The organism is Streptosporangium sp. NBC_01755 (genome assembly GCF_035917995.1).
GTDB lineage: Bacteria > Actinomycetota > Actinomycetes > Streptosporangiales > Streptosporangiaceae > Streptosporangium.
The window spans coordinates 1,083,212-1,108,909 of sequence record NZ_CP109131.1 but is presented as its reverse complement, the minus strand read 5'-3'; the positions used below and the strand labels follow the sequence as shown (position 1 = coordinate 1,108,909).

Here is a 25,698-nt window from a genome sequence, read left to right as displayed (position 1 = left end):
ACTTTTGTCTGGTGTAGGTCGTCTTCCATCCTGGTCGCTTACCCCGGAAAGTGCATCTCTACTTACCGGTAACCAGGAGATCCCTGCTGGCAGGGGCACAAAAGTGGCCTAGACCACCGATGGTAGGATGAATCGCCGTCAAAGGTTACAACGAGGTTCCCTACTTTTTACAGGGCCTCTCCCTGGAAATCCGGGGTCTCTCCCCTTGGGACTCCGGGCCCGCGGTCCGGACGAGGCCCGAAACCCTGCGGCAGGAAGGCTTTCCGGGCTCGGGGACGCCGCCGGGACCGATCGAAATCTTGCATATATGTAACGGGTGGCCCTCCCCACATAGTGCCCTCCGTACCCTTTTCATGCCCTCATGGAGGGCAGGAGCATCCCAAATAAGGTGATCTACCCAGGGCGGGCGTGTGACGGATGGGGCACTGATGCGCTCCGGACCGGGGTGCGGTCGTCGTCGCAGCTCACGATGGATCGTAGGATCGGTATGTGAGATCTCAGACGATCGAGGTGGTAACGGGTTCCCGGGATCGGGTGCACGACATCACCTCCGAGTGCGAGAGCTTCGTCCGGTCATGTGGGGGCGACGGCCTGTTGAACGTCTTCGTGCCCCATGCGACCGCCGGGGTCGCGCTGCTGGAGCTGGGTTCAGGCAGTGACGACGATCTGCTCGCGGCCTTGGAGGCTCTGCTTCCTGCCGATGGCAGATGGAGGCATGCGCACGGTTCAAGAGGGCATGGACGGTCGCATGTCATGCCCGCCCTCATTCCGCCGTACGCCACCGTCCCGGTCCTGTCGGGACGGCTCGCGCTGGGAACCTGGCAGTCCATCGCCGTGGTGGATCTCAACATCGACAATCTGGAACGCCAGGTCCGTTTGTCATTTTTGTCGGACTAATTCATACGTAGCCCAGTCGTTGCCGTGGCGACCGTTGACGACTAAGGGTCACAGCGTGTGGACTGTGCCGAAGCACTTTGAGCACCGTGTGATTGCGGGGCCATCCAAGCAGGAGGGACAAACGTGAGCGCGACCGCGGGTCAGGCCCAGGGCGAACGCGGCCTGGCCGAACGACTCGGCCTCAAGCAGGGTCAGGTGGTGCAGGAGGTCGGATGGGACGAGGACGCTGACGACGACCTGCGCGACTCCGTCGAGGAGCTGACCGGTAACGAGCTGGTCGATGAAGACTTCGAGGACGTCGTCGACGTCGTGCTGCTCTGGTGGCGCGACGGTGACGGCGATCTGTTCGACGCCCTGAGCAGCGTGGTGACCAACCTCACCGATGGTGGCCAGATCTGGCTGCTCACTCCCAAAGCCGGCCGGGACGGGCACGTGGAGCCGAGCGACATCGGGGAAGATGCCACCACTGCGGGTCTCTCGCAGACCAGCAGCATCAGCGCGGCCCCCGACTGGTCGGGGACGCGTCTGGCGACGCCCAAGGCGCGCCGCTAAGGGTCCGCCCTGCCGTACGGCTCGCGTGAGCCGTACGGCAGGATGATGGCGCATGCCTCATGCGACGAAAGGATCCCCGGCCATGGCGATCGAGGTGGGCACCCAGGCTCCCGGCTTCGAGCTGAGCGACCAGCACGGCACTCCGGTCAAGCTTTCCGACCACCGGGGTAAAAAGATCGTGCTGATCTTCTACCCTCTCGCGTTCACCGGGGTCTGCAGCGGCGAGCTCGACGCCATCCGTGACGAGTTCATGGCCGACATGCCCGAAGACGTTGAAGTTCTTACAATCTCGATTGACTCCATCTTCGCCCACCGTGCGTGGGCGGATCAGAAGGGCTACACCTTCCCGCTGCTCTCCGACTTCTGGCCGCACGGACAGGTCGCGCGGGCGTACGGTGTTTTCGATGAGGAGAAGGGCTTCGCGGAGCGCGGAACCTTCATCATCGACGGCGAGGGCGTGGTCCGCTGGCGTGTCGTGAACTCGATTTCACAGGCCCGCGACATCGCCGAGTACCGCAAGGTGCTCGCCGAACTTCCCTAAGCGGTGATCCGGCGGCCGCCCGCTCGCGCGGCGCCCGCCGGTCCAACCTCTCGGAGGCGATCATGCCCTGCTTCTCCTGCGGGGCCAGGCAGACCGACCCGATCCGTGGTGCCAGCCCGTGGACGCGCGGGGTACGCGACGAGACGCAGGTGCTGATCTGCCCGGACTGCCGGCGCACCCATGAAGTCGAGCTCGACACGTGCTCCTCATGCGGCTCCGTCGGGCTCATCTGCCGGCTCGGCGAGGTGGAGTGCCGGTCCTGCGGCTCGGTGCGACCCGCCCGCGCCGACGGCCGACCGGCCGTCGTCTGTGCCCCGGGCCTGGCCGACGAGGTGGAGGCCGCCCTGGCCAGGGTCCTGCGCCGGGTCCCCTGAGGGGCCGTTGAGGTGTGCGCCGTGCGCTAGGGTCGGGCTCGGTCCCGCTTCTTCGAGCCGCTGGATGGGTGCATGAGCTCCTTCGTTGTTGCCCTTGACGTCGGTGGAACGTCGATGAAGGGCGGCCTCGTCACCCGTTCCGGCGAGATCATCCGCACCGACCGCCGCGCGACCCCGCGGGATCGGGGCCCTGCTGCCGTCGTCGCGACGATCCGATCATTCATCGACGACCTCGCCACCGCGGGCGGCGGCACCCCCGCGGGTGTCGGACTCGCCGTGCCCGGCCTGGTCACCGCCGACGCGGCCCTCTACTCCGCCAACATCGGCTGGAGGGACGTCCCCGCGACGGATTTCGTCCCGCTCGACGTCCCCGTCATACTCGGCCACGACGTCCGCACCGGCGGCCTCGCGGAAAGTGTCTTCGGCGCCGGTCGCGAGCTCTCCGACTTCCTGTTCCTGCCCATCGGCACCGGCATCGCGGGCGCCGTGATCCTGCACGGCGAGCCGTACGGCGGGAGCGCCGGCTGGGGCGGCGAGATCGGCCACACCCCGGTCCTCCCCGAGGGCGAGCCGTGTGCCTGCGGTCAGATCGGCTGCCTGGAGACCTACGCCTCCGCCTCCGCCGTAGCCCGCCGCTACTCAACCCGCGCCCCCTCATCCGCCTCCTCCACCACCATCGCCCCCGCCTCCACCTCCACCGCCCCCGCCTCCACCTCCACCGCCTCCACCTCCACCGCCCCCGCCTCCACCGCCCCCGCCTCCACCGCCCCCGCCTCCACCGCCCCCGCCTCCACCGCCCCCGCCTTCTCCATCACCGCCTCGCCCGACACCACCACTACCGCCTCGGCAGCCTCACCCACTGCTGCGTCGCCCGCCACCGCCACCGCTTCGCCCGCCACCGCTGCCTCGCCAGCTCCTGTCACCGCCGAGCAGGTAGCAGCCCTGACCGCCTCCGGAGATCCTCTGGCCATGGAGATCTGGGGCGAAGCGGTCGAGGCGCTCTCCCCGGCCCTGGCCACCTATACGCTCCTGCTGGACCCCTCAGCCATCGTCCTCGGCGGCGGCCTTGCCGAGGCGGGCCCTCTCCTCTCCGTCCCCCTGGCCGAACGTCTTCAGAAACGCCTCGCCTTCCGCGACGCACCACCTCTGCGTCAGGCCGCCCTCGGCATGTCAGCCGGCATGCTCGGCGCCGCCCTCCTCGGCTGGCGCGCCGCCGGTTTCGCCGACGCGGGGGCCACCTGGTCTCCCGATGTGCTGAAATCCCCCCGAGTGGCGTAAGGTGTTGTCCCGTCTGTCCAACGGGATCACCTCGGGCGCTTAGCTCAGTGGTAGAGCGCTCGCCTTACAAGCGAGATGTCACTGGTTCGAACCCAGTAGTGCCCACCACGAGCCCCTCACCTGCGAAAACAGGCGAGGGGCTTCTCTTTTTTTACCGCCAAACCGCCTCGCCACATCGCTTGGCCAGATGTCGCCTCAACACATGAGCACACGCTTGTGTCATGTCCCCTAGGCGGCTCGGGCGGGACGAGGCGACTCTTCGACCGTTGCCGTCGGCAATGATTCGCTACTCTAGGTGAGGTGAGTGCGCGGAGGGAGTCTCAGGTGCACAAGCCGTATGGTTTTGAGATCGAGCCGGAGGTCCGTGAGTGGCTCGACAACCTGAGTGACAGCGACTTCAAACGGGTTGACGAGGTAGCTGGTCTACTGGCGGAAAAAGGGACTGAGCTTGGCGGTCCATGGTCGGACCATCTGGAAGGGCCAGTCTGGGAACTACGGGTTCGGCTCCGTGATGTTGCAGCTCGGGTGACGTACTGGTGTACTCCGGATAGGAAAATCGTGTTGCTCACGGCTTTCCGCAAGACCAAGCAGCACGATCAACGGCAGATCGACAGGGCGGTCCGGGCGCAGAAGATCTGTGAACGCGACCACCATGGGTCGGTGGCCGAGATCTATGAGAGGAAGGTGTGATGACTGGTTATCACACCCGCTGGGTGCGACCTGAACCTGAGACCGAGGATCCCGAACGGATCATGATCCGTGAAGCGTTGGCTTTTGGTAAGGCGCTGTATGACCGGCGTGGTGCGCTTGGGCTGACGGTGGCGGAGTTGGCCGAGCGCGCGGGCATGACCGAGGATGAGATCGAGTGCATCGAGGAGGGCGGAACCACTCCAACGATCGCCTTGCTGCGGCATCTGGCTGCGGCACTGAATGCTGACGTTCGTCTCACCTCCGGTCATGATCTGGGCTCGGTGTGGTTCGAGCCTCACGCGGCTTGATCGACGGATATCGATCACCTGACGTGAAGAAAGGCTTGTTTGCCCGGCACAGGGTGATTGATTGGATCAGTTGCTAGCGGCCACGCCAAACTTGCCCACAAACGGCCCGCAGAACTACGCCAAATGCACCATCCGGGAAATGCTGCGATCATGAGATGCCTTGGTCGCCCCTGGTTGGAGTTGCCGTGACGTTGAAAGAGCGGTCCCCGAGGAGTTCGACCGGCGCACCGGGTCTCCCTCTGGTCGGCTCGCTGGCGGTCATCGGCCTCCTGCTCCTGTACCAGGCGAGCTTTCCCGGTATCGGCCCTCTTTGGGTACTGCCCGCGCTGCTTGTGTTCTTCGTGCTCGGCGTGGTTTGGTTCGTTCGCCTCGCCGCAGCGCTCTTCAACCCGGCGAGCCGGCCAGGTGTCGGGCGGAACCTTTTGCGCTGGGCGGCACCACCGCTGATCGGGATCCTGGTGCTTACGTTGCCCGCCGTAGGAGAACTGAAGAAGTCCAGGTTCGCTCTGTCCGCAGAGAGCTTCCAGACGGTCGCACGGTCGGCGGTGGCGGGAAGCGCCGACTGGAAGATGGGCACGGGAACGCTGGGGCTGTTCGATGTCTCCTGGGCCGCGCGGCATGGGAACACGGTGCGCTTCGCGCTGGCCGGTGGGGGAGACGACATCCATCAGCAGGGCGTCATATGGAGCCCGCATGGTGAACCACCGCTGCCGGAAGAAGGGGGGTACGAGCCCGACGTCGAGCACTACTACGGCCCCTGGTACCTATGGCGCGAGAACTTCTGAATCCGTAGGGGACCAACCGGGTGACAACGACCCCGGACGGGGCCGGACGACGGTGGATCACTGTGGACTGTAATCGCAGGTCAGCGCAAGTATAGGCCCAGGTCGGCCCCCCATCTCGATCGCCTTACAAGCGAGATGTCACTGGTTCGAACCCAGTAGTGCCCATCAGCCGAAACGTCTCGTTATCGTTGGAAACGAGACGTGAGTGACTGACTCGCGAAGACGTCGTTCCTGGCCTCCGCGTCCTGCATGAGGACCGGCCGCGGGCTCGAAGCCGAGCCCTGTCGCCGCTGATCAGCAGGTCGGCCGCTGGGAAAATCACCTGCTCGGCGCTCAGGAGCCTGAGCGTGCCGGTGACCTTCCTGGTCGCGGTGTCCACCACCCTGAGTGCGCCGCGGTCCACGATGATCACCCGCTTGCCGTGCTGACCGTACGAATCGATGTCCTCATGCCCCTACGACGGGCTGAACCGGCGCGAGGTTCGGCACTACTCGGCCGTACGATCAGCGGGCTCGTCGCCGACGCCGTGGGCGGGGGCGCCACCGTCGACCAGGCTAATCGGGGCCGCGTGTGGGCCGCTTGATCTGTTCGGCAAAAGGCGCATATCGGACATCTCGGATCGCGCTACGATAGAAAGGTTCAAACGGGAGAAGCGGAGTCGCCGGGACGACACCGGTCATCGGCGGTTGCCACGGCCCACGCTGTGATCCCGGGTGCCGCAGCGGCTGCCGCCGTCGCCCTGTGTGGTCGGCCCACCCCGCCGCAGGCGGGACCCGCGAACCGGCTATCGATCTGAGAGGCCTTTGGATCGGCGGGACCGAGGGGAGACGTGGGGAGGCTGAAATGATCACTACCGTCATCGCTGTACTGATCGCGATCCTCGTGCTGGGCGCGATATGGCTGAAGGCCGGTGTACGAGTCGTCAAACAGTTCGAGCGGGGCGTCGTCTTCCGGTTCGGACAGGTCCGCGCTGAGATCCGCGCTCCCGGGCTCGCCCTGATAGTGCCGGTCGCCGACCACCTGCAGAAGGTCAACATGCAGGTCGTCACCATGCCGGTACCCGCCCAGGATGCCATCACCCGCGACAACGTGACGGTTCACGTGGATGCCGTCATCTACTTCCGGGTCGTCGACCCGGTGCGTGTGGTCGTCGGCGTCCAGGATTACGAGTCCGCCATTCGCCAGGTCGCGCTGGCCTCGCTGCGTTCGATCATCGGCAAGAGCGAGCTGGATGACCTGCTGTCCAATCGGGAGAAGCTCAACCAAGGCCTGGAGCTGATGATCGACAGCCCGGCTGTGGGCTGGGGCGTGCACATCGACCGCGTCGAGATCAAGGACGTGGTGCTCCCCGAGTCGATGAAGCGGTCCATGTCGCGGCAGGCTGAGGCAGAACGTGAACGGCGCTCCCGCATCATCACCGCCGAGGGCGAGCTGCAGGCCTCGAAGAAGCTGGCCCAAGCCGCTGAAACGATGAACATGCACCCCGCCGCGTTGCAACTACGCCTACTCCAGACCGTCGTCGAAGTCGCCGCCGAGAAGAACTCCACCCTCGTGCTGCCCTTCCCTGTCGAACTGCTCCGCTTCCTGGAACGAGCGACGCCTCCCGAAGCGGGCCAGGCCACCTCACACTCCACCCCGGCAGTGTCCGACCGCTTGTCGGCAGTGTCCGACCGATGCCTTCCAGACACTCACATCCCCAACCAGGTCGCCCCCAACGGTGCCGAAACCGGCCGGTAGGTCGTACCCGAGTGACCAACGGGGTGATGTCGTACCCGAGTGACCAACGGGGTGACAAGGAGCATGGGCGGGGGTTGGAAGCCGACGGATCGTCGTGGACTGTGACTCCAGGTCAAGGGCGGGGTGGTGCCGGACCGGGGCCTCTCACGGCCGTCAGTTCTGGTCGAGGCGGACGGCCTGGGCGATGTAGTCGCGCAGTATCGTCCTGAACACCACCGGCCAGGTCGACACCCTCGTCCAGCTCGTCACCCAGAGCCTCGCAGAAACCGATGACCTGGAACGCGACCTGCTGGAACTGGCCCACCGCTTTGTCGCCGCGCTCATGCGCCCGGAACTACTGGCGCTACGCCGCCTGGTCATCGCCGAGGCCGAACGCTTCCCCGCCCTCGGGACCGCCTGGTACCAGCAGGGCTTCGAACGAGTGCTGGCCGGCCTCGCCGGCTGCTTCGACCGCCTGGCCAGGCGCGGCTCCCTGACCGTGGACGACCCCGCCCTGACCGTGGACGACCCCGCCCTGACCGCCAACCAGTTCGTCGGCCTGCTGCTGTGGATACCGATCAACCGCGTCATGTTCTGCGGCGGCAGCTATCCGGCCGACGAACTGTCCCGTATCGCCGACGGCGCCACTCATATGTTTCTGGCCACCTACCGGCCGGCCGCCTCCACCGGGACCGCGGCGACGCGATCCGTGCTCACGCCTGATGGTGATCACTGACCGCGACCCCGCGGATGGATGCCTGCAGTTCGGCCTTCTCCTCGTCGCCGAGCGCGTCGCCGAGCGCCGCCACGGCAACGTGGCGGCTCACCGATCCGCACTGACGAACACCGAGAATCAGCGAACGGCTCGTCTGGAGCCTGTCGGTATCGGCCGCAGACCGCCGGAGGCCGTCCGGGCGCCGGTGAGAAAACCTGTTTCCCGCCCGGGGAGGTTTCAGTACACTCGCCGCGAATCACACGCTGCCGCGACACCGCGGCGCGGGCCTTGACGAACGAGGGGAGCCGGCCGTGCGCTACAGCGCCGCTGTTGTCATTCCCCGGTCACGGTACGAGGTGATTCTGGTGTCTTCGTTGGTGCCCGGTGCCCGGTGCCCGGTGCCCGGTGCCCGGTGCCCGGTGCCGGCTGCGCGGGATGTGCGATACCTGATCCGAGCAGATGGCGGGTGCGTGAGAGGCTTCGGCGAGAGGGGGCGTCCATCCGCCTCGGGTGTCCCGGCCGGGCCATGATCGCGGTGGCGTGCAACGGCGGGGCGGTTTCGCGGGGATTGTCGTAGCGCTCTGATACACGTGGCTCATGGGTGTGAGCGTTGGTGAATTCCTGGAGATGCTGGACCGACTTCCCGAGGTTCAGCAGAGCGATTCCGGCAGCTGGACCTCGCTGAAGGTCCGAGGCAAGGGTTTCGGCTACATATGGGGAGATACGGAGACCGTGGGTCTCAAGGCGACGATCGATGAGCAGATCGCGCTGGTGGCGGAGCGGCCGGAGGTGTTCGAGGTCCAGTTCACCGCGGGCCGGTTCGGCTGGGTCGTGGTGCACCTCGCGAAGATCGATCCGGATGAGCTGTTCGAGCTGGTCACCGAGGCGTGGTGCCTGACGGCCCCCAAGGGGCTGGTCGACGCGCACGAGGCCGGGAGGTAGTCTGCGATCTCGGGTGGCCTCGCGGGGCCACCCACGGCCCTGTCAGTTGTCGATCCCCGCGCCGCCTCTGTTGCCGGGGGTCCTGTGGCCGTTGATGCTGCCACCGATGCCGACATTGCCCCGGCCGATGCCGATGCCGACACCGTCGATACTGCTGTGCTCACCGCTGCGGGACCCCTGGTTCTACGTGCCGTGGTGCCCGCTCCTGGCACGGCACCTCTCGGGGTTCTTGTGTTCGCGGCACGGCTTCTGGGCGGAGGTGAGAGTGGTCGGGGTGGTCGAGTGGGCGGAGGTGAGACTGGTCGGGGTGGTCTGCCTCGCACGGCTTAGAGGGGGCGCCGAACCCGCTCGGGCGGAGACCCTCCGGTAGGAGGATCCCCGCCCGAGCGGTTCCCAGCGCTTGTTCACCCGCAGGGACACGACCGTCCCCGGGGGAAGGGGGGCCGTGGAGGTGACTCCCGCCGGTCAGTGGGGGACACCGGCTCCGAAGGCGGTGTGCCGGGTGGACGAGGCCACGACCCGGCCCGCGACGACGACGTGCCGGGGCGGCGCGTGCCGGGTCAGGGCCTCGCGGAGGGTCCGTCCCTCAAGGACGACGAGGTCGGCGGGGGTCCCGGGCTCCAGGCGGTGGGCGGGCAGGCCGACGACCCGCGCGGCGTCGACGGTCACCATGTCGTACAGCCGTTCCAGAGCCGCGTCGGTACGGGCATCGAGCAGGTGCGCGGCCAGGAACGCCACCTCCAGGAGGTTGTGCCGCCCGAACGGGTAGTAGGCGTCCTCGATGTCGTCCTGCCCCAGCGCGACCGGAACCCCGGCGCCGGCCAGCTCGAAGACCGGCAGGTGGAGCGGTCCCGTGTGCGGGTCGCTGACGAAGCCGAGCCCCGCCGCGCGGCACAACCCGGCCAGGCGCCGCAGGTACGGCTCGGGATAGAGAGCCATCGCCCGGGCGTGCTGGGCACTGCCGCGCCCGATCATGTTCTGCTCCAGCAGCTCCCGTGCGAGCATCTCGGTCGTACGCAGCCCCGGGTCTCCGGCGTCGTCGACCAGCATGGCGACACGTAGCCCGTGCCGTCGCGCGAGATCGACCATGCGCCGTACGTGCTCGGCGGCGTCGGCGTCGGTCCATTCGATCCACGGAATGCCGCCCACCACGTCGGCGCCGCGCCGTACGGCCTCGGCGACCAACTCCTCGGTGCCGGGCTCGCGGAGCAGACCGTCCTGCGGGAACGCCACCACCCGCACGTCGACCACGCCGCGGAACTCCTCGCGTAGCGCCAGCAGCGCCTCCACCCCGGTGAGCCCCGCCTCCGGGTCGATGTCGGCGAAGGCCTGCACGGCCCGGACACCGTGTCGCACGGACTCCACCAGCACCGGACGGACCCGCTCCAGGACGGCCTCCCGCGTCTGACCGGCCTTGACGGCGGCGGCCGTCTCGATGGCGCCCATCGCGGCTCCCATGGTGCCGCCGGTGTACGCCGACAGCGCGGCGGGCCCGGCCGCATCGAGGGTGTGCGCCTTGCACAGATGCAGGTGGGCGTCCACGAACGGCTCGGTGACCAGGGCGCCGTCGGCGTCGATGGTCACACCGCTCGCCGGGCCGAGATCGGGGTCGTCCTCGGCGACGAGGCCGATGAGCCCGCCCGTGGCCGCCAGCGACCACCTGCCGGGACGGCCACGGAGGGAGGCGTTGCGGATGAGGAGATCTGGGGTGTCCATAGGACAGCACGGTAGAAGCGCACCCGCGAGATCCGGGACGGCCAGACCTGCCAGATCACGTGCCGCGAAGCGGTAGGCGTTGGGTGACGGTCGGACTGAAGGCTTACGAGCGTGCGGGGAGAGCCGGGACGGACTGGGGACGGACTGGGGACGGACCGGGGACGGACCGGGGGATGGGCCGAGGGATGGGCCGGGGGCGCTGCCCCTCGCCGGCCGTCAGGCGACGGGGGTCACTTCGCGGACCACCCGGTTCATCAGGTAGAGCGACGGCTCCACACCCGTTTCAGCGCGGGTGAGAGAGTCCCAGTACTGCTGATTCCGCTCCCGGAAGCTTTCCGGGCCGTCATACGAGAGGACCACGATGAACTGGTTCCGCTCGTGATCCACCCAGGCGCCATGGATCTCGAACCCGAATTCACGGCGGAGCGGCGCGACCTTCGATCGCCACTTCTCCAGCCATTCCTCCATCAGGTCCTCCTGGATCGTGTAGGTGCGATGTTGAAAGGTCCTGGCCATGTCATCGCCTTCCGTGCCGGGCGGATACGGGGCCGCCGTGCGGTGGGGATCGTACGGTTACCGGAGTGGGGCAAACACGGGGCCACTCCGGCCTGTTCCAGGCTCGATACGAGATCAGGACCAGAAGCGGAGGGTTGGATCGGCTTACGTCGGGTTCCAGGGTGAAAGTTTCATTGTTCATTGACACTGGGAAAGCGATTTCCTGTGATCGCTCGCCGACGTTTTCGCATGAGGGGTCAGTGGCTGAGCCGGTCCAGGTTCTCCAGCTCGGGTCGCGTCCACGGATGTGGTGTACGAGCATCCGAATCCGGTAAGCCGGTCACGGTGGAAAAGCGCGGCGTCGTCCGTGGTGAAAAGCGCGGCGAGGGGGGTGGAGTGGTTCAGGGCCGCTCGTCGGTGTCGCGTCGTGCGGGGTCGAAGGTCAAAAGCGCGCCGAGGACCGTGGAGTGGCCCCAGACCGCTCATCGGTACGGGTCCGCCGCGGTGCGGAAGGATCCGGGGCCGCTCCTCGCCGCTGCTCGCCGCCGCCTCGCGCGGCGCTCTCGCCGTGCGGGGTACGAAGGTCCGCGGGGCGTCCGGTCACGGGTCGCCCCCGGCCGGGTGCGGGGATGAATCGGGCCTTCCACCACGAAAGGCGGCCCACCCGAGGGGGTGGGAGTGGCGCTTTCCTTGATCTGGGTGAATCCGCACGCCCCCAGCGTGCCAACTCACCCAGATCATGGAAAATCCCCGATCGTCACCACCACGGCCCCGCCTCCACGCCCGCCATGACCCGCTTTATCCCCTCCCGGAGCTCCACCGGCCCGCCCTCTTAACCCACACCCGCCCAACGCCCGCCACCACCCCGCACGATGCGTTACCGGTGAGCGGTCCCGGGCGACTCCACGACCCTCGCTGCGCTTTTGATCTTTGACTCCGCGCGGTGCGTTACCGGTGAGCGGTCCCGGGCGACTCCACCGCCCTCGCTGCGCTTTTCCCCACGGACGACGCCGCGCTTTTCAACGGCGATCAGCCAGGCGCGACGCGGGTACCGATCTCAAACACTCGTACACCACCTGCGCGGACGCGACCCCAGCTCGGTGGTGTTCAACCCGAGCGCCCGGTCGTAGAGCCCCGCACCCCTTTCAACCAGCCCGTCTTGAAAAACGCAGACTCGATCGCGGCTTCGAAGACCTTCTACGGAAACCGTGGGTCTCAAGGTGGCGATCGACGAGCAGATCGCGCTGGTGGCGGAGCGGCCGGAGGTCCACCGTACCGAGCGGCGGGTTCAGTGCCCGAGTTGGTCCAGGTTCTCCAGCAGGGTCTGGACATGCCGGGTCTCCGGATGGTCGGGGCCGAAGACGGCGGTCAGGTCGGGGAGCAGGGCGCGAAGATCGGCTCGGGCCCGCTCGTGGTCGCCCGTCCTGGCCAGCAGCTCGCCGATCTCCCGGCGGAGCTCCAGCGTGAGGATGTCGTGCTCGTCCAGTGAGGTACGGACGTCGCCGAGCAGACCGGTCATCTGCTCTCGCGCCGTCTCGTTCCACCCCAGGGCGGCCGAGCTGAGTGCCTGGTTGTACCGGCACTCCAGGACGACCCGGTGCCCGGCCCCGAGCATATCGGTGAGCGCGGGGATCAACTCCTCGAAGTCGTCCAGGGCCGTCGGGTAGTCGCGGGCGGTGAACCGGGCGTTCGCCAGGTCCATCTTCAAGGCGATCAGCAGCCGGCGATCCCCGGCGGGCGGCGCGCAGGCGGCCACGGCCTCCTTGAGGATCTCGATCGCCTGGCTGAGCCGGCCCTCGACCGCGAGTTCCTCCGCCCGTTCCCTGGCCGCGACCAGATCACCTCTGGACAGCCGAGGTGGGGGAGTCGTGCGCGGGACCGGGATTCGCGGGCCGACCAGGGCGGTCTCGGCGATCCGGCCGACGACCGTCGCGTACATCCGGCCCGGGTCCGGCGACGGTGCGACCGCCGTCGTGCCCGGCAGCGGTGGCAGGGCGACGATGTACGGCAGCAGCCGCTGGTAGACCTGGGCGGCGTCGCCGGGCCGGTCGGCGGGGTTCTTGGCCAGCAACGCCAGGACGAGTTCCTCGATCTCGGCGGGCACGTCCGGCCGCCGGGACCGCAGGGGCGGGGGCGCCTCGGAGTAGTGGCGGGCCATCTCGGCCGCCGGGTGGGCGGACTCGAAGACCCGCTTTCCGGCGAGGAGCTCGTGCAGCACGCAGCCGAGCGCGTACAGGTCGCTGCGCGCGTCGGCCTTCCCGGTGATGGCCTGCTCGGAGGGCATGTAGCAGTAGGTGCCGACGCCCTGCCCCACCTGGGTGATCTTTGTGATGTTCGGGGAGTCGAGGACGGCGACGATGCCGAAGTCGAGCACCTTGACCGTGCCGTCGCCGCACAGCATGAGGTTCACCGGCTTCAGGTCCCGGTGGATCAGCGACCGGGCGTGGGCGACGGTCAGCACGGCGCAGATCTGGGCGGCGATCGCCGCCGCCCAGGCCACCGGAAGGGGATCGTGCGCGTCGATCAGATGGTCGATGCGATAGCCCTCGACCAGCTCCATCACCAGATAGAGCGATCCGTCGAGGTCACCCACGTCGTGGACGACCGGGACGCCCGGGTGCCGGATCCTGGCCGTGACCCGGGCCTCCCGGCGGAACCGCTGCTCGGCCTCGCGGCGTTCCCCGGGCGTGGGGAAGCTCTCGGCGCGGATGAACTTGACGGCCACGTGCCGGTCCAGCGACTGGTCGAAGCCTTTCCAGACCTCGCCGTGGCCGCCCTCGCCCAGCCGCATGACGAGCTCGTATCGGCCGCCGACGACCGTTCCCGCATCCACGATCATGCTTATATCACTCGATCCCGGTGCTTTCCCGGATCATCTTGTAGACCTGTTTCCGGCCCAGCTCGGTGATCCGGGAGCGGAAGAGCGAGTCGTCGAAGAACCGCTGGACCAGGCCGGTGTTGCCGGTGTGCCGGTCCACCACGACCTTCTCCAGGTGGTCGGCGAAGACCTCGCCGAAGTTGGCCTCGTCGTTGACCAGCGCGGCGGCCTTCAGCGAGTCGTTGACCACCGCCTCCTCGAACTGCTGCTCCACCCAGACCTGGTCGGCCTCCGACAGGCCCAGGCCGTACTTGTCGTTCACCGCCGCGATCAGCGCGTGCAGCGACGTCATCTCCGGCTCGGCCGCCACGCCGCCCGCGCCGGACGGGGCGGGCAGCGTCACCTCACCGCCGGGCGTGGCGGACAGGCTGACGTCGTGCTCGCCCGTCTTGGCGATCTTCAGGTGGGTGAGGTCGATCTCCCCGACGTCCACCGCCGGGTCCTCCCGGCGCGGCAGCCGGTTCAGCAGGAACCGGCCGAACAGGTAGAGCCGCTCCAGGTCGTCGTCGGTGTAGGGCACGACCTGCGACAGGAACCCGTACATCCGGACGAAGGACTGCAGGTCGCCGCGGAACCGCTCGGCCGAGTCGTCGTCGCTCTCCTTGTCCTGCCCCTGCCGCTCGACGAAGCGCGCCACGGCGGGCTCGGTGAACCGGTAGAGGGCCGCGTGCGCCTTCTCCCAGTCGCGCTGCGTCGCCGAGGCCCGCTCGGCCCGCAGGTAGGCCTCGGTGAGGGCCTGCATCTCCGACTCCACAAGCAGCGCGTGCCCCGCTACGGCGCCCGCCCGCGTGTAGAGCAGGTTCGGATCGATGGTCTCGGCCGCCGTACCCTCGAAGTAGGGCTGGAACTCGGCCTGGATGTCCTCGGCCTCGTTGGCGAAGTCGAGCACGAACACGTCGCCCTGCGACTTGAGCCGGTGCGTGCGGTTCAGCCGCGACAGCGTCTGCACCGCCGCAACTCCGGCCAGCTTCTTGTCCACGTACATCGTGGTCAGCAGCGGCTGGTCGAACCCGGTCTGGTACTTGTCGGCGACCACCAGGATCCGGTACTCCGCCTTCTCGGCGGCGTTGGGCGCGCTGTCGTCGGCCCGGCAGTACGCGAACCGGTCCGGCAGCTCCTTCTCCCCGAAGCCGTTCAGCCCGGCCTCGGTGTACTCCGTCTCCACCCCGTGCTCGTCGGTGACCTTCAGCGTCTGGGAGAAGGCGATGAGCGTGCCGCAGCCGGCGTATCCATTCGTCTCCACGTAGTCGCGGATCGCCTGGCCGAGCCGGAGCGCGTGCTCCCGCGACCGGGTCACCACCATCGCCTTGGACCGGCCGCCCAGCTGCGGGGCGGTGTGCCTGCGGAAGTGCTCGACGATGATCTGCGCCCGCTGCTGCATGCTCGTCGGGTGCAGCTCGGCGAACCGCGCCAGCAGCGCCTGCCCCTTACGCCTCTGCACCTGGCGATCTTCCGGCTCCTGGCTCATCAGCCGCCAGAGCGTCTTGTAGGTGACGTAGTTCTTCAGCACGTCGAGGATGAAGCCCTCCTCGATCGCCTGGCGCATCGAGTAGATGTGGAAGGCGCGCGGCTTGCCGTCGCTCCCGGGGGTGCCGAACAGGGTGAGCGTCTTGCTCTTCGGCGTCGCGGTGAACGCGAAGTACGACAGGGTCTCGTGCCTGCCCCTGGCCAGCGCGGAGGCGGTCAGCAGGTTGCCGTCCTCGTCCACGTCGTCACTGCCGAGCCGGCGCAGCACCCGCTTGAGCGCGGCGGCGCCCTCGCCCGACTGCGAGGAGTGCGCCTCGTCCACGATGACCGCGAACCGCTTGCCGCGCAGCCCCTCCACCTGCTGGAGGACGTGCGGGAACTTCTGCAGCGTGGTGATGACGATGCGGGCGGACTCGCCCTGGAGCGCCTCGGCGAGCTGGGCGGCGTCCTGGTCGATCCGCTTGACCACGCCCGGCGTGTGCTCGAACTGGTAGATCGTCTCCTGCAGCTGCCGGTCCAGCACCACCCGGTCGGTGATCACGATGACCTTGTCGAACACCGGCTGGTTCGCCCGGTACCCTCGCTCGATCGCCTCCGGGTCGATCTCCGCGAGGCTCGCCGACGTGTGCAGGTTCGACAGCGCGTGCGCGAGCCAGGCGATCGTGTTCGACTTGCCGGAGCCCGCAGAGTGCTCGACCAGGTAGTTGTGCCCGGAGCCGTGCCGCCTGGCGTGCGCGGTCATCTCCCGCACCGCGTGCCACTGGTGGTAGCGGGGGAAGATCATCGGAAGCCGGTGCGCCTTGCCCGGGTACGTCTTGCGCCCCCGGCCCTTGCGCACGTCCTCGTCGTCCACGTGCAGGAACCGCTTGAGCAGGTCCATCCAGGTGTCCGGCGCCCAGATCTCCTGCCACAGGTAGGCGGTCCGGTAGTCGCCGACGAGCGGGACGCGCGGGTTGCCCGCGCCGCCCTTGTTCCCGGGACCGCCGTCGCCGGTGTTGAACGGCAGGAACCTGGTCTTCTCCCGCGCCAGCCGGGTGGTGACGAACACCAGGTCCTGATCCACCGCGAAGTGCACCAGGGTCCGCCGGGCGAACAGCGGCTCCTTGGGGTCGCGGGTCCTGCGGTACTGCTCCTTGGCGTCCTCGACGGTCGTGCCGGTGAGCGTGTTCTTCAGCTCGGCCGTGGCGACCGGGATGCCGTTGACGAACAGCACCAGGTCCAGCTCGTCCTGCGTGGTCTCCGAGTAGCGGAGCTGGCGGACCACGCTGAGGATGTTCTTGCTGTACGGCTCCAGCGCGTCGGCCGCGATGGTGTGCGCGGGCCGGAAGTAGGCCAGTTTGAAGGTGATGCCCCGGTCCTTCACCCCGTGCCGGAGCACCTCAAGGGCGCCCTCGTTGTCGATCGCCTTCGCCACCGTGTCGGCAAGCCGCTGCGCGGCTCCGGCGTCGTCCCCGGCCTGCATGGTGACCAGCCGTTCCCACTCCTTGCGCTGGCTCGCCCGCACGAAATCCAGCAACTCGGTGGTGTTCAACCCGAGCGTCCGGTCGTAGGCGCCTCTCACGCCCTTCAACCAGCCCGCTCCGCGCAACGCAGACTCGATCGCGTCCTCGAAGACCTTCTCGTGATGTACGGGGGACACGATCACATTCCCTTCGGCGCTGATCCGTCACGGGCGTGCCCGCCGTCGCACCGGTCGGCCTTCGGCCTTGGCGGAGGAGGCAAGGTCACGTGAACACGGTACACAATCAAGCTGTGTTGTGTGGAGTGATGGCGACATCGTTATCGAGATTCCTGCCGCCGTACGCGAGACGGGTTCGACGGCTACGGCGAGTGATCGGAATCGGTGATCTCATGGATCCCGGTGACGGCCGCGCGCCCACTCGGGTCATCGGGGTATTTCCCCGGTGCGGACATGACCCTCACCTTTCCGGGCCGATGGCCCCCTCTTCGGTGCCGACCCCGAACGGTACGTGGGCGCCGCCTGAGCGCTGACTGTCGGTCTCCGGTCGCCACTCGCATGTCGGTGACCGGAACCTCTACATTCGACAGATACCTAGGGGGGGTATAAGTTAGGGCCATGAATGACCGCACTGAACAGCACCTGAAGGTCCATGTCCACAAACCAGACGACCAGGACGACCCGCACGCCGGTCACGACCACGGCAACCGTGAGGGACACGGCGGGCACTCTGGCCACTCTGGCCATGGAGGCCACGGTGACCACGGCGATCATGTGGGTCGGTTCCGGCGGCTGTTCTGGATCATGCTGGTCCTGGCGGTGCCGGTGGTGGGCTTCAATGACATGTTCGCCCATCTCGTGGGCTACCGTCTGCCCGACGCACCGTGGGTGTGGTGGGTGTCGCCGGTGCTGGGGACGGTCGTTTACTTCTGGGGTGGTTGGCCGTTCCTGACCGGCGCGATCAGTGAGATTCGCTCACGCAAGCCCGGGATGATGCTGCTCATCGGGTTGGCCATCACGGTCGCCTTCATCGCCTCGTGGGGCGCGAGCCTGCACCTGCTCGATCATGAGCTGAACTTCTGGTGGGAACTGGCGCTGCTGGTCGTCATCATGCTGCTCGGGCACTGGATCGAGATGCGCTCGCTGGCCCAGACCACCTCCGCGCTCGACTCGCTGGCTGCGCTCCTGCCCGACGAGGCAGAAAAGGTCGACGGCGACGATGTCGTCAAGGTCGCACCTGCCGATCTGGTGGTCGGTGACGTGGTGATCGTCCGCCCCGGGGCCTCGGTGCCGGCGGACGGCCGGATCGTTGGTGGCTCGGCGAGCATGGACGAGTCGATGGTGACCGGCGAGTCGAAGTCGGTGCGCCGCGAGCAGGGCGACCAGGTTATCGCCGGAACGGTCGCCACCGACTCCGGGCTACGCGTGGAAGTCACCGCCACCGGTGACGACACCACCCTTTCCGGTATCCAGCGGCTCGTGTCCGATGCCCAGGCGTCGTCATCGCGGGCCCAGCGGATTGCCGACACCGCGGCGGGGGGGTTGTTCTGGTTCGCGCTCGGCGCGGCGGCGATCACCGCTGTGGCCTGGAGCGTCCTCGGGATGCCCGATGCCGGTGTGGTGCGCACCATCACAGTGCTGGTCATCGCCTGCCCCCACGCCCTCGGGCTGGCCATCCCGCTGGTGGTCTCCATCGCCACCGAGCGGGCCGCCCGCGGAGGGGTCCTCATCAAGGACCGTCTGGCCCTGGAGAGCATGCGCGCCGTCGACTCGGTCCTGCTCGACAAGACCGGAACCCTCACGAAGGGTGAGCCGACCGTCACCGCGGTCCAGCAGGCCGGTGACCGCAGCGAGGAGGATGTGCTCGCGCTGGCTGCCGCTGCGGAAGCCGACAGCGAGCACCCACTCGCCAAGGCGATCGTTGGTGCCGCCCGCACCCGAGAGCTGGACGTCCCAGCCGCGAGCGACTTCTCGTCCTCGCCGGCGGTCGGCGTCAAGGCGAATGTCGACGGCACCACGATTGAGGTCGGCGGTCCCTACCTGCTCAAGCAGCACAACCTGGACGAACTGTCGGTGGCCGACGCGTGGCGCGAGGAAGGCGCCATCATCCTGCACGTCCTCGCCGACGGTCAGATCGTCGGCGCGCTGCGCCTGGCCGATGAGATCCGCCCGGAGTCCCGCGAAACGGTCGATGCCCTGCACGCGCTCGGCGTCCAGGTCGTCATGATCACCGGCGACGCCCAAGCCGTCGCCGACTCTGTCGCCGCAGAACTCGGAATCGACCGGGTCTTCGCCGGGGTCCGGCCCGAGGACAAGTCCGCCAAGGTCGCCGAACTCCAGGCCGAGGGCCACAAGGTCGCCATGGTCGGCGACGGCGTCAACGACGCCCCCGCCCTCGCCCAGGCCGATGTGGGCATCGCGATCGGCGCCGGAACCGACGTGGCCATCGCCTCGGCCGGTGTCATCCTCGCCGGCTCCGACCCCCGCTCGGTGCTCTCGGTGATCGAGCTGTCCCGGGCCGGCTACCGCAAGATGAGACAGAACCTGTGGTGGGCCGCCGGCTACAACCTCATCTCCGTACCTCTGGCCGCCGGTGTCCTGGCACCCATCGGTTTCGTTCTTCCCATGAGCGTCGGCGCGATCCTCATGTCCGCCTCAACCGTCGTCGTCGCCCTCAACGCCCAGTTGCTGCGACGACTCGACCTCACGCCCGAGCACAGCGCAGCACGCGTCCTCGACGAGCGCGCCGGAGGCGATCGACATCCGCATCGGTGACGGCGAGTGTCCCGGTTCCCCGTCCTGTGGGCGCTTCTGCCGGAGTGTCACGCCAGTCAAGGCGGGTTCGACACCTACGGAGAGTGATCGGAGCCGGTGAACTCGTGGATCGCGTCGACGGCAGGGTGGGCGAGCATGAAAGGAGGATCAGGATGGACCGGAAAATGTCGGTGATCAGATCCGGCAGACCGAAGATGAACATCCTTGATATACGTCCATAGGACAGGAAAGCAACGATACAGCGGGAGAGGTCGAATGCGTGTCTGCTCTGGAGGGCCACGATGAGCAGACGTCGGTGGTCGACATTGTTTCTGCAGCTCGTCCTGGTTGTGGTCGCCGCACTTCTGGGCATCGTGACGAACTACGCGACCAGTGTGGAGAACGGTCCGTTCTTGTTGCAGATTCTGCAACAGATCGCGGCTCCGGCCATCGGGGTGCTGATCCTCATCCTGATCGCGGGCACTATTGTGACCTATCGCCTGGAGAACCCTCCGCTTCCCAAGCGGGTATGGGATTTCAGCCGTCCGCCGTATCCCGGGCTGGATGCTTTCAAAGAGGATGAAGCGGCGGTTTTCTTCGGCCGTGACCGACAGATCTCCGATCTCGTACGGCGGTTGCACAACTCCTCCATCGCGCCGGATGACCGGTTCGTCGCGCTGGTCGGCGCTTCCGGAAGCGGTAAGTCCTCACTGGTGCAAGCCGGGGTGATACCGAGGTTGCGAGAGCGGCGCTGGTTGGTGCTGCCTGTCATGACGCCCGGAGGCAACCCGATGGCGGCACTTGCCACAGCCCTGTCCGATGCCGAGGGCACGGTTGAGGCCCCTGCCGTACTGCGGCGTTTACGGCGGTCGCCGGATGACCTCGCCCATCATGTCCAGCGACTGAGGACGACGACCGGGCGCCGCTTCAGCCGGTTGCTACTGGTCGTCGACCAGTTCGAGGAGCTGCTCACGTCAACGGGAGAACATGAGCGGGATCTGTTCCTTTCCGCCGTGCGCACAGCCCTTGAGCGGGATCGAAGACTCTGGCTGGTGGCCACGCTGCGTATCGAGTTTCTCCGTGACTTTCTGGAGACCACCCAGGCGGGGCTTTTTGAGAACCCCATGGCCATCGGGGCGATCGGACACCCCGAACTGGCGCAGGCCGTCGAGGAACCCGGTCGACTGGCGGGGATGCGGTTCGCACCCGGCCTGGTGGATCTCATCGTGAAGGAGGCCGGAACCAGCGACGCACTACCGCTGCTGGCGTACCTGCTACAGGAGCTGTACGACTTGGTGGGCTCGGACAGGATGGCTGACATCGAGCACTACCGGTCACTCGGCGGTGTGGGCGGGGCCATGGCACGCCAGGCGGACCAGGCGGTCGTGGCATTACACGGGGAGGCCGGCATCGAGCCGGTTCTCGCGGTGCTGTTGAAGTTCGTGACCGTCGAAGGACAGGAGGCGGCCAGGCGCAAGGTCGTCCTGACCGAACTGCCCCCTGACGAACGGCGGATCGTCGAGGTGTTCGTCGAGGCCCGGCTGCTCGTCACCGACGTACGAGACGATCGGCCGGTGGGGCAGGTCGCGCACGAGGCCTTGTTCCGGCAGTGGCCACCACTCCGGCAGGAGGTCGAGACCCGTGCCGAGCAGCTGCGCCGACGCGCTGAACTGGAACGGTGGGCGGTCGATTGGCGGAGATCCGGGCGCAGTGACGATTACCTTCTGACCGGGAGCCGGCTCGTGCTCGCCCAGCGATGGCTGACCGGCCTGGTGGATTCCGGCCAGGCCACCGAAGATACTCGTGAACTGGTCGAGGTCTCCCAGCGCCGGGATCTGGCGTTCTTGCGGCGGATCTCGGATGGCATCGGCAGGCATGTCCTGACCTCCGCCGAGCGGGCACCCGAAGAGTCCCTGTTGCTCTCGCTGGCAGCCCTCGACGAGTGCGTGACGACCCAGGCCGCACTGCGTGGCCTGATGACCGCACTGGTGTTCAGCCACTCCACCCTGTCTCTGCATGAGCACACGGACGCGGTCCGCAATCTGGCATGGTCACCTGACGGGACACGCATTGTCACCGCCTCCCGTGACGGTACCGGCCGGGTGTGGGATGCCGTCACCGGTCGGACGCTGGCCGTACTCTCCGGTCATGGCGGAATGGTCGAGATGGCCTCATGGTCGCCCGACTCGGCCAGAGTCGCGACCGCCTCGCGAGACCAGACAGTCCGCCTCTGGGATGCCGTGACCGGCGAACTTCAGCGGATTCTGACCGGTGCGGCGGACGTCGTACGAGGCGTGGCCTGGTCACCGGATGGCCTGCACGTGGCGGGCACCTCGCGGGATCTGACCGTGCGGATCTGGAACGCGGAATCAGGCGAGATCATGCGTGAACTACACGGCCACTGCGACAACGTGCTCGGTGTGGCGTGGTCCCCCGACAGCAGTCGTCTGGCCACCGCATCTCATGACCGCACGGTGATCATATGGAATGTCGCAGACGGTACGGCGGACCTGACCCTTAAGGGACATCAGGACTACGTCGAAGGGATCGCCTGGTCGCCCGACGGGACGAGGCTGGTCACCGGCGGCCACGACTGGTTCATTCGCGTCTGGGACGCGGCCGACGGACGACAACTCACTACCCTGACCGGTCACCAGGACTGGGTCATCTCGCTAGCCTGGTCCCCGACACAACGAATGCTGGCCTCCACTTCCGACGACCGCACTGCCCGCATCTGGAACATTGCCGCCGGAGAGCAGCACACGGTCCTGCGCGGGCACGACAGCTGGGTCGACTGCGTCTCCTGGTCCGCTGACGGGACCAGCGTGGTCACAGGTTCGGCGGACCGGACCGCACGCATCTGGGACGTCGCCTCCGGCAGGCAGACCGGTGTCCTACGTGGCCATGAAAGCCGAGTCCATGCGGTCGCCTGGTCGCCGGACGGCACCCGGATAGCCACCGGATCCGACGACTGCACCGTACGGGTCTGGGACGCCGAGCGCTGTGAGGAGATCACCATCGCCGGTGTCCACCGCGGAAAGATCAGCTCCGTCGCCTGGTCCGCGGACGGACGGGCGCTGCTCACCGCGTCATTCGACGGCACGGCGCGAATCTGGCAGGCCGAGCCCGACCTGTCCCGGCTGCAGGCCCTGGCGCGAGGCCGCGTCTATCGGAGCCTGACAGTGGAAGAACGACGCGGTCACATGTTGCCCCTCCCCGCCCGTCAGGAGACGGCCGCCACCTCGCGGACCACCCGGTCCACCAGGTAGAGCGACGGATCCACGCCCATCCGGGCGCGCTTGGGAGAGTCCCAGTACTGCTGATTCCGCTCCTGGAAGCTCTCCGGTCCGTCGTACGAGAGCACCCAGATGAACTGGCTGCGCTCGTGATCCAGCCAGGCACCGTGGATCTCGAACCCGAATTCGCGGCGGAGTGGCACGATCCGCGATCGCCACTTCTCCGCCCATTCCTCCAGCAGGCCCTCTTGGATCGTGTAAATGCGATGCTGAACGGTCCCGGCCATGTCATCGCCTTTCGCCTTGGGTTGGATATGGGGCCACCGTGCGCTGAAGATCGTACGACTGCGGTCTCCTCACCCCTGATTCGTGAGCGGGAGGCGGAGGATGAAGCGCGCGCCGCGGGTGGGCGGGGCTTCTACGTGCAGGGTCCCGTGGTGGGAGTGGGCGATGTCGCGGGCGATGGCCAGGCCGAGGCCGGTGCCTCCTGTGTCGCGGCTGCGGGCGGTGTCCAGCCGGGCGAAGCGCTGGAAGATGTTCTCGCGTTCTGACGCTGGGACTCCCGGGCCGTCGTCGGTGACGGTGAGCTCGGCGCTGTCACCGCTGCGGCGCAGCCCGACCTCGACGCGGCGTACCGCGTGACGCTGGGCGTTGTCGAGCAGGTTGGTCAGTATCCGGCCGATCTGCCCGGGGACGGCGTCGACTACCACGCCGGGTTCGAGCCGGAGCCGCATCGGGTGCAGATCGTGCGCGCGGCGGGGCACCTCGGTCTCGATCAGCCGTGCCAGGTCGACGTTCTCCAGCGCGGCGGCCTGGTCGGCCCCTTGCCTGGCCAGCTGGAGGAGGTCGGTGGTGATGGCCTGCAGCCGGTCCACATCGCCCAAGGTGTGTTCGAGCAGGTCGCCGAGGTCGGTCTCCTCGGGGTGGAGTTGCGCCTCCTCCAGCTGGGCCCGCAGTCCGGCCAGCGGGGTGCGCAACTCGTGGGAGGCGTCGGCGGTGAAGCACCGCTGCCGTTCGAGGGACTCCCGCAGCCCCGCCTGCAGGTGTTGCAGCTCCTGGACGCGGGTGTGCTCCACCTCGTAGAGGCGGGCCCGCACCAGGGCCTGGGAGATCAGCCCGCTGAGCGCCGTGAGCAGCGTACGCTCCTCGCCAGGGAAGCGGTGGGGCTGGTCGAAGGAGATCACGCAGCACCCCCGGTACTGGCCGGGCACGAGCAGCGGCAGAATCGCCCAGGCGTTCTTCTCCGAGTCGTCGACGCTCCTGCGGGCCATCCAGCGGGCGAAGTTCGGATAGCGCTTGTGGTGCTCGGCCCTGGAGGTGATGAAGACCGGGGCACGCGATCGCAGGGCGTCGGAGAGGGGGGACGGCTCCACGGGCACCTGGTCCTCCAGCCGGTCAAGGATGTCCGCGGCGTGGTTGAAGGCTCCGGCCACGTGCAGGCGACCGTGGTCGACGGTCAGCATGATCAGTCCCGCCGCGCCGAACGGCGGCAGCACCCGCTCGGCGATGACCCGCACCAGGTCACGGGCGGTCACGGCGTCGCCGAGGGCTCGGGTCAGCTCCTGGACCCAGGCGGTCCGCTCGGCGGCGGCCTGCTCGGCGGCCTCGCGCTCGGCGTCGCGCAGGCGCTTGTCGGTGACGTCGGCGAGATAGAGGGTCAGGCCGTCGGGCACCGGCACCAGTCGCACGCGGTACCAGCGACCGTCGGTCGGCCACCGCATGTCGAGAGTGGCGGGCTCCCGCCCGGCGGCGGCCCGGTGGCACGCCGCCCGCAGGTCGGGCGACTTTCCTGTCGGCAGGTCCCACAGCACCTGACCGTAGGGGTCGGTGACCCCCAGGAGGCGCTCGGCGTCGAGGTTGACGAAGGTGATCCGCCAGTCGCGGTCCACCGCGAGGAAGGCGTCGCTCATGTAGCGCAGCGCGCGGCTGACCGACTCGCGGGCGATACGGCTCTCCGTGGTGTCCCAGACCGTGCCGATCATGTGTGTCGGCTCGCCGGCCGCATCCAGCACCACCCGGCCGCGTTCCTGCACCCAGCCCGTGGTTCCGTCCGGGCGGCGGGCACGATACTCGGCCTCGAACAGTCCCCTGGTGCGGACGGCCTCCTCGGTTGCGGTCATCACCCGGGGATAGTCATCTGGGTGGATGAGGTTGACCCAGTAGTCAATGGTGTGGGGGCCGCTGTCCACATCGATCCCCATCACGGTTAGGCCGGCCTCGTCCCAGCGCAGTTCGCCGGTCAGGATGTTCCAGTCCCAAGATCCGATCTTGGTCGCCTTCAGCGCCTGCCGGAGATGAGAGCCGGTGGAGAGGTCCTGCCGCCGCGGGTATCCACCGTCTGAGTCGGTGCCGGATCCGGCCAGCCGCTGGGCCAGCCAGTCGGCCAGCGATCGCAGGAACGCCCGCTGGCGGCCGGTGAGCTTGGCGGGCCCGCAGGAGAGTACGGACAGTACGCCGACCGGCGCGTCGCGGACGCGCAGCGGCACGGCCGTCAGGGTCGCGGTGGGCGGTATGGCCGCGGCCGTCTCCTTGGCGCTCTCGCGCCCGGCGCCTGGGGCGACGGACGTGCACACGGGCGCTCCGTCGCGCAGCGCCCGGACGACGACGTCCCGGATCGCCTCCCCCCACGTCTGCAACTGGGCGGGAGGCAGCCCGGAGGCCACCAGCAGGCGCGGTCCCCCGCGGTCGACCCGCGCTCCGGACCAGTGCACCATCCCGCTCAACCCATGCAGTTCGGCGACCGCCTGGTCCAGCGCGTACTTCAGCACCTCGATCTCGCCGAGGCCGACGGAGGTGAGCGCGAGAGTACGCAGCCGCTGGTTCTCCTCGGAATCGGCGCCCCAGGTTTCGTTCCTCGCCATCCTCTTGCCCCCCAACTGTCACAACAGAGGCACG

Annotated in this window: 21 protein-coding genes and 1 tRNA gene; 15 read left to right on the top strand and 7 right to left on the bottom strand. The window is 68.0% G+C overall.

What is annotated here, in order from left to right:
- Positions 1–489: 489 nt before the first annotated feature.
- The 10 genes from OG884_RS04715 to OG884_RS04670 all read left to right on the top strand — a co-directional run bounded on the left by OG884_RS04715 (position 490) and on the right by OG884_RS04670 (position 7,162).
- A complete protein-coding gene (locus OG884_RS04715; protein WP_326642509.1) occupies positions 490–897 on the top strand; it encodes a secondary thiamine-phosphate synthase enzyme YjbQ in 408 nt (135 codons plus the stop codon).
- A 123-nt stretch (positions 898–1,020) separates the two neighbouring features.
- Complete coding sequence (locus tag OG884_RS04710) at positions 1,021–1,449, top strand: DUF3052 domain-containing protein (RefSeq protein ID WP_030920118.1); 429 nt, start codon at positions 1,021–1,023, stop codon at positions 1,447–1,449.
- Positions 1,450–1,531: 82 nt separating this feature from the next.
- A complete protein-coding gene (locus tag OG884_RS04705) occupies positions 1,532–1,990 on the top strand; it encodes a peroxiredoxin (RefSeq protein WP_326642505.1) in 459 nt (152 codons plus the stop codon).
- A 62-nt stretch (positions 1,991–2,052) separates the two neighbouring features.
- A complete protein-coding gene (locus OG884_RS04700) occupies positions 2,053–2,364 on the top strand; it encodes a hypothetical protein (protein ID WP_326642503.1) in 312 nt (103 codons plus the stop codon).
- A gap of 72 nt (positions 2,365–2,436) precedes the next feature.
- Positions 2,437–3,642, top strand: coding sequence for an ROK family protein (locus OG884_RS04695; RefSeq protein WP_326642501.1), 1,206 nt, complete (start codon positions 2,437–2,439; stop codon positions 3,640–3,642).
- A 33-nt stretch (positions 3,643–3,675) separates the two neighbouring features.
- A tRNA-Val gene (locus OG884_RS04690) sits at positions 3,676–3,750 on the top strand.
- Positions 3,751–3,966: 216 nt separating this feature from the next.
- Entirely contained in the window at positions 3,967–4,332 is a 366-nt protein-coding gene (locus OG884_RS04685; RefSeq protein WP_326642499.1) for a type II toxin-antitoxin system RelE/ParE family toxin, read from the top strand.
- The gene (locus OG884_RS04680) at positions 4,332–4,640 is read left to right on the top strand and encodes a helix-turn-helix domain-containing protein (RefSeq protein WP_326642497.1); all 309 of its coding nucleotides are present in this window, start codon (positions 4,332–4,334) and stop codon (positions 4,638–4,640) included. Before OG884_RS04685 ends, OG884_RS04680 begins: the two co-directional genes overlap by 1 nt.
- Before the next feature lie 185 nt (positions 4,641–4,825).
- Positions 4,826–5,425 (top strand): hypothetical protein, encoded by a 600-nt coding sequence (locus tag OG884_RS04675; RefSeq protein ID WP_326642495.1) that lies wholly within the window; start codon positions 4,826–4,828, stop codon positions 5,423–5,425.
- 843 nt (positions 5,426–6,268) lie between these two features.
- Complete coding sequence (locus tag OG884_RS04670; RefSeq protein ID WP_326642494.1) at positions 6,269–7,162, top strand: slipin family protein; 894 nt, start codon at positions 6,269–6,271, stop codon at positions 7,160–7,162.
- 153 nt (positions 7,163–7,315) lie between these two features.
- On the opposite strand, the gene OG884_RS04665 is transcribed toward OG884_RS04670, so the two are convergent.
- Positions 7,316–7,486 carry a hypothetical protein gene (locus OG884_RS04665; protein ID WP_326642492.1) on the bottom strand — a complete coding sequence of 57 codons (171 nt, stop codon included), beginning with the start codon at positions 7,484–7,486 and terminating at the stop codon, positions 7,316–7,318.
- Here OG884_RS04665 and OG884_RS04660 point away from each other — a divergent pair.
- The 3 genes from OG884_RS04660 to OG884_RS04650 all read left to right on the top strand — a co-directional run bounded on the left by OG884_RS04660 (position 7,437) and on the right by OG884_RS04650 (position 9,168).
- On the top strand, positions 7,437–7,877 hold the full coding sequence (locus OG884_RS04660) for a TetR/AcrR family transcriptional regulator C-terminal domain-containing protein (protein WP_326646853.1): 441 nt from the start codon (positions 7,437–7,439) through the stop codon (positions 7,875–7,877). The two genes, OG884_RS04665 and OG884_RS04660, sit on opposite strands and share 50 nt — an antisense overlap.
- A 576-nt stretch (positions 7,878–8,453) precedes the next feature.
- Positions 8,454–8,798: an MmcQ/YjbR family DNA-binding protein gene (locus OG884_RS04655; protein ID WP_326642490.1), complete on the top strand. Its 345-nt coding sequence runs from the start codon at positions 8,454–8,456 to the stop codon at positions 8,796–8,798.
- 106 nt (positions 8,799–8,904) lie between these two features.
- The gene (locus OG884_RS04650) at positions 8,905–9,168 is read left to right on the top strand and encodes a hypothetical protein (RefSeq protein ID WP_326642488.1); all 264 of its coding nucleotides are present in this window, start codon (positions 8,905–8,907) and stop codon (positions 9,166–9,168) included.
- 95 nt (positions 9,169–9,263) lie between these two features.
- Here the strand turns inward: OG884_RS04650 and OG884_RS04645 are convergent, their stop codons facing one another.
- The 4 genes from OG884_RS04645 to OG884_RS04630 form a co-directional block, all read right to left on the bottom strand.
- Positions 9,264–10,514, bottom strand: coding sequence for an amidohydrolase family protein (locus tag OG884_RS04645; RefSeq protein WP_326642486.1), 1,251 nt, complete (start codon positions 10,512–10,514; stop codon positions 9,264–9,266).
- A gap of 216 nt (positions 10,515–10,730) precedes the next feature.
- Positions 10,731–11,030, bottom strand: a complete 300-nt coding sequence (locus OG884_RS04640; RefSeq protein WP_326642484.1) for an NIPSNAP family protein — start codon at positions 11,028–11,030, stop codon at positions 10,731–10,733.
- Between the two features lie 1,267 nt (positions 11,031–12,297).
- Complete coding sequence (locus tag OG884_RS04635; RefSeq protein WP_326642482.1) at positions 12,298–13,842, bottom strand: serine/threonine-protein kinase; 1,545 nt, start codon at positions 13,840–13,842, stop codon at positions 12,298–12,300.
- Positions 13,843–13,855: 13 nt separating this feature from the next.
- The gene (locus OG884_RS04630; protein ID WP_326642481.1) at positions 13,856–16,993 is read right to left on the bottom strand and encodes a type I restriction endonuclease subunit R; all 3,138 of its coding nucleotides are present in this window, start codon (positions 16,991–16,993) and stop codon (positions 13,856–13,858) included.
- Positions 16,994–17,431: 438 nt separating this feature from the next.
- Here OG884_RS04630 and OG884_RS04625 point away from each other — a divergent pair, with 438 nt between their 5' ends.
- Positions 17,432–19,588: a heavy metal translocating P-type ATPase gene (locus tag OG884_RS04625; RefSeq protein ID WP_326642479.1), complete on the top strand. Its 2,157-nt coding sequence runs from the start codon at positions 17,432–17,434 to the stop codon at positions 19,586–19,588.
- A gap of 281 nt (positions 19,589–19,869) precedes the next feature.
- Positions 19,870–22,836, top strand: coding sequence for an NACHT and WD repeat domain-containing protein (locus OG884_RS04620; protein ID WP_326642477.1), 2,967 nt, complete (start codon positions 19,870–19,872; stop codon positions 22,834–22,836).
- Here the strand turns inward: OG884_RS04620 and OG884_RS04615 are convergent.
- Both OG884_RS04615 and OG884_RS04610 read right to left on the bottom strand, forming a co-directional pair.
- Positions 22,791–23,090: an NIPSNAP family protein gene (locus OG884_RS04615; RefSeq protein WP_326642475.1), complete on the bottom strand. Its 300-nt coding sequence runs from the start codon at positions 23,088–23,090 to the stop codon at positions 22,791–22,793. The two genes, OG884_RS04620 and OG884_RS04615, sit on opposite strands and share 46 nt — an antisense overlap.
- A gap of 69 nt (positions 23,091–23,159) precedes the next feature.
- Entirely contained in the window at positions 23,160–25,664 is a 2,505-nt protein-coding gene (locus tag OG884_RS04610; RefSeq protein WP_326642473.1) for an ATP-binding protein, read from the bottom strand.
- Positions 25,665–25,698 lie beyond the last annotated feature (34 nt).

What these genes read in the sequence shown, in the direction of transcription:
- OG884_RS04670 (WP_326642494.1), top strand. Translation starts at nt 6,269, where the DNA reads ATGATCACTACCGTCATCGCTGTACTGATCGCGATCCTCGTGCTGGGC.
- OG884_RS04620 (WP_326642477.1), top strand. Translation starts at nt 19,870, where the DNA reads ATGAGCAGACGTCGGTGGTCGACATTGTTTCTGCAGCTCGTCCTGGTT.
- OG884_RS04700 (WP_326642503.1), top strand. Translation starts at nt 2,053, where the DNA reads ATGCCCTGCTTCTCCTGCGGGGCCAGGCAGACCGACCCGATCCGTGGT.
- OG884_RS04695 (WP_326642501.1), top strand. Translation starts at nt 2,437, where the DNA reads ATGAGCTCCTTCGTTGTTGCCCTTGACGTCGGTGGAACGTCGATGAAG.
- OG884_RS04625 (WP_326642479.1), top strand. Translation starts at nt 17,432, where the DNA reads ATGAATGACCGCACTGAACAGCACCTGAAGGTCCATGTCCACAAACCA.
- OG884_RS04645 (WP_326642486.1), bottom strand. Translation starts at nt 10,514, where the DNA reads ATGGACACCCCAGATCTCCTCATCCGCAACGCCTCCCTCCGTGGCCGT.
- OG884_RS04680 (WP_326642497.1), top strand. Translation starts at nt 4,332, where the DNA reads ATGACTGGTTATCACACCCGCTGGGTGCGACCTGAACCTGAGACCGAG.
- OG884_RS04640 (WP_326642484.1), bottom strand. Translation starts at nt 11,030, where the DNA reads ATGGCCAGGACCTTTCAACATCGCACCTACACGATCCAGGAGGACCTG.
- OG884_RS04650 (WP_326642488.1), top strand. Translation starts at nt 8,905, where the DNA reads ATGCCGACATTGCCCCGGCCGATGCCGATGCCGACACCGTCGATACTG.
- OG884_RS04615 (WP_326642475.1), bottom strand. Translation starts at nt 23,090, where the DNA reads ATGGCCGGGACCGTTCAGCATCGCATTTACACGATCCAAGAGGGCCTG.
- OG884_RS04665 (WP_326642492.1), bottom strand. Translation starts at nt 7,486, where the DNA reads ATGAGCGCGGCGACAAAGCGGTGGGCCAGTTCCAGCAGGTCGCGTTCC.
- OG884_RS04655 (WP_326642490.1), top strand. Translation starts at nt 8,454, where the DNA reads ATGGGTGTGAGCGTTGGTGAATTCCTGGAGATGCTGGACCGACTTCCC.
- OG884_RS04705 (WP_326642505.1), top strand. Translation starts at nt 1,532, where the DNA reads ATGGCGATCGAGGTGGGCACCCAGGCTCCCGGCTTCGAGCTGAGCGAC.
- OG884_RS04610 (WP_326642473.1), bottom strand. Translation starts at nt 25,664, where the DNA reads ATGGCGAGGAACGAAACCTGGGGCGCCGATTCCGAGGAGAACCAGCGG.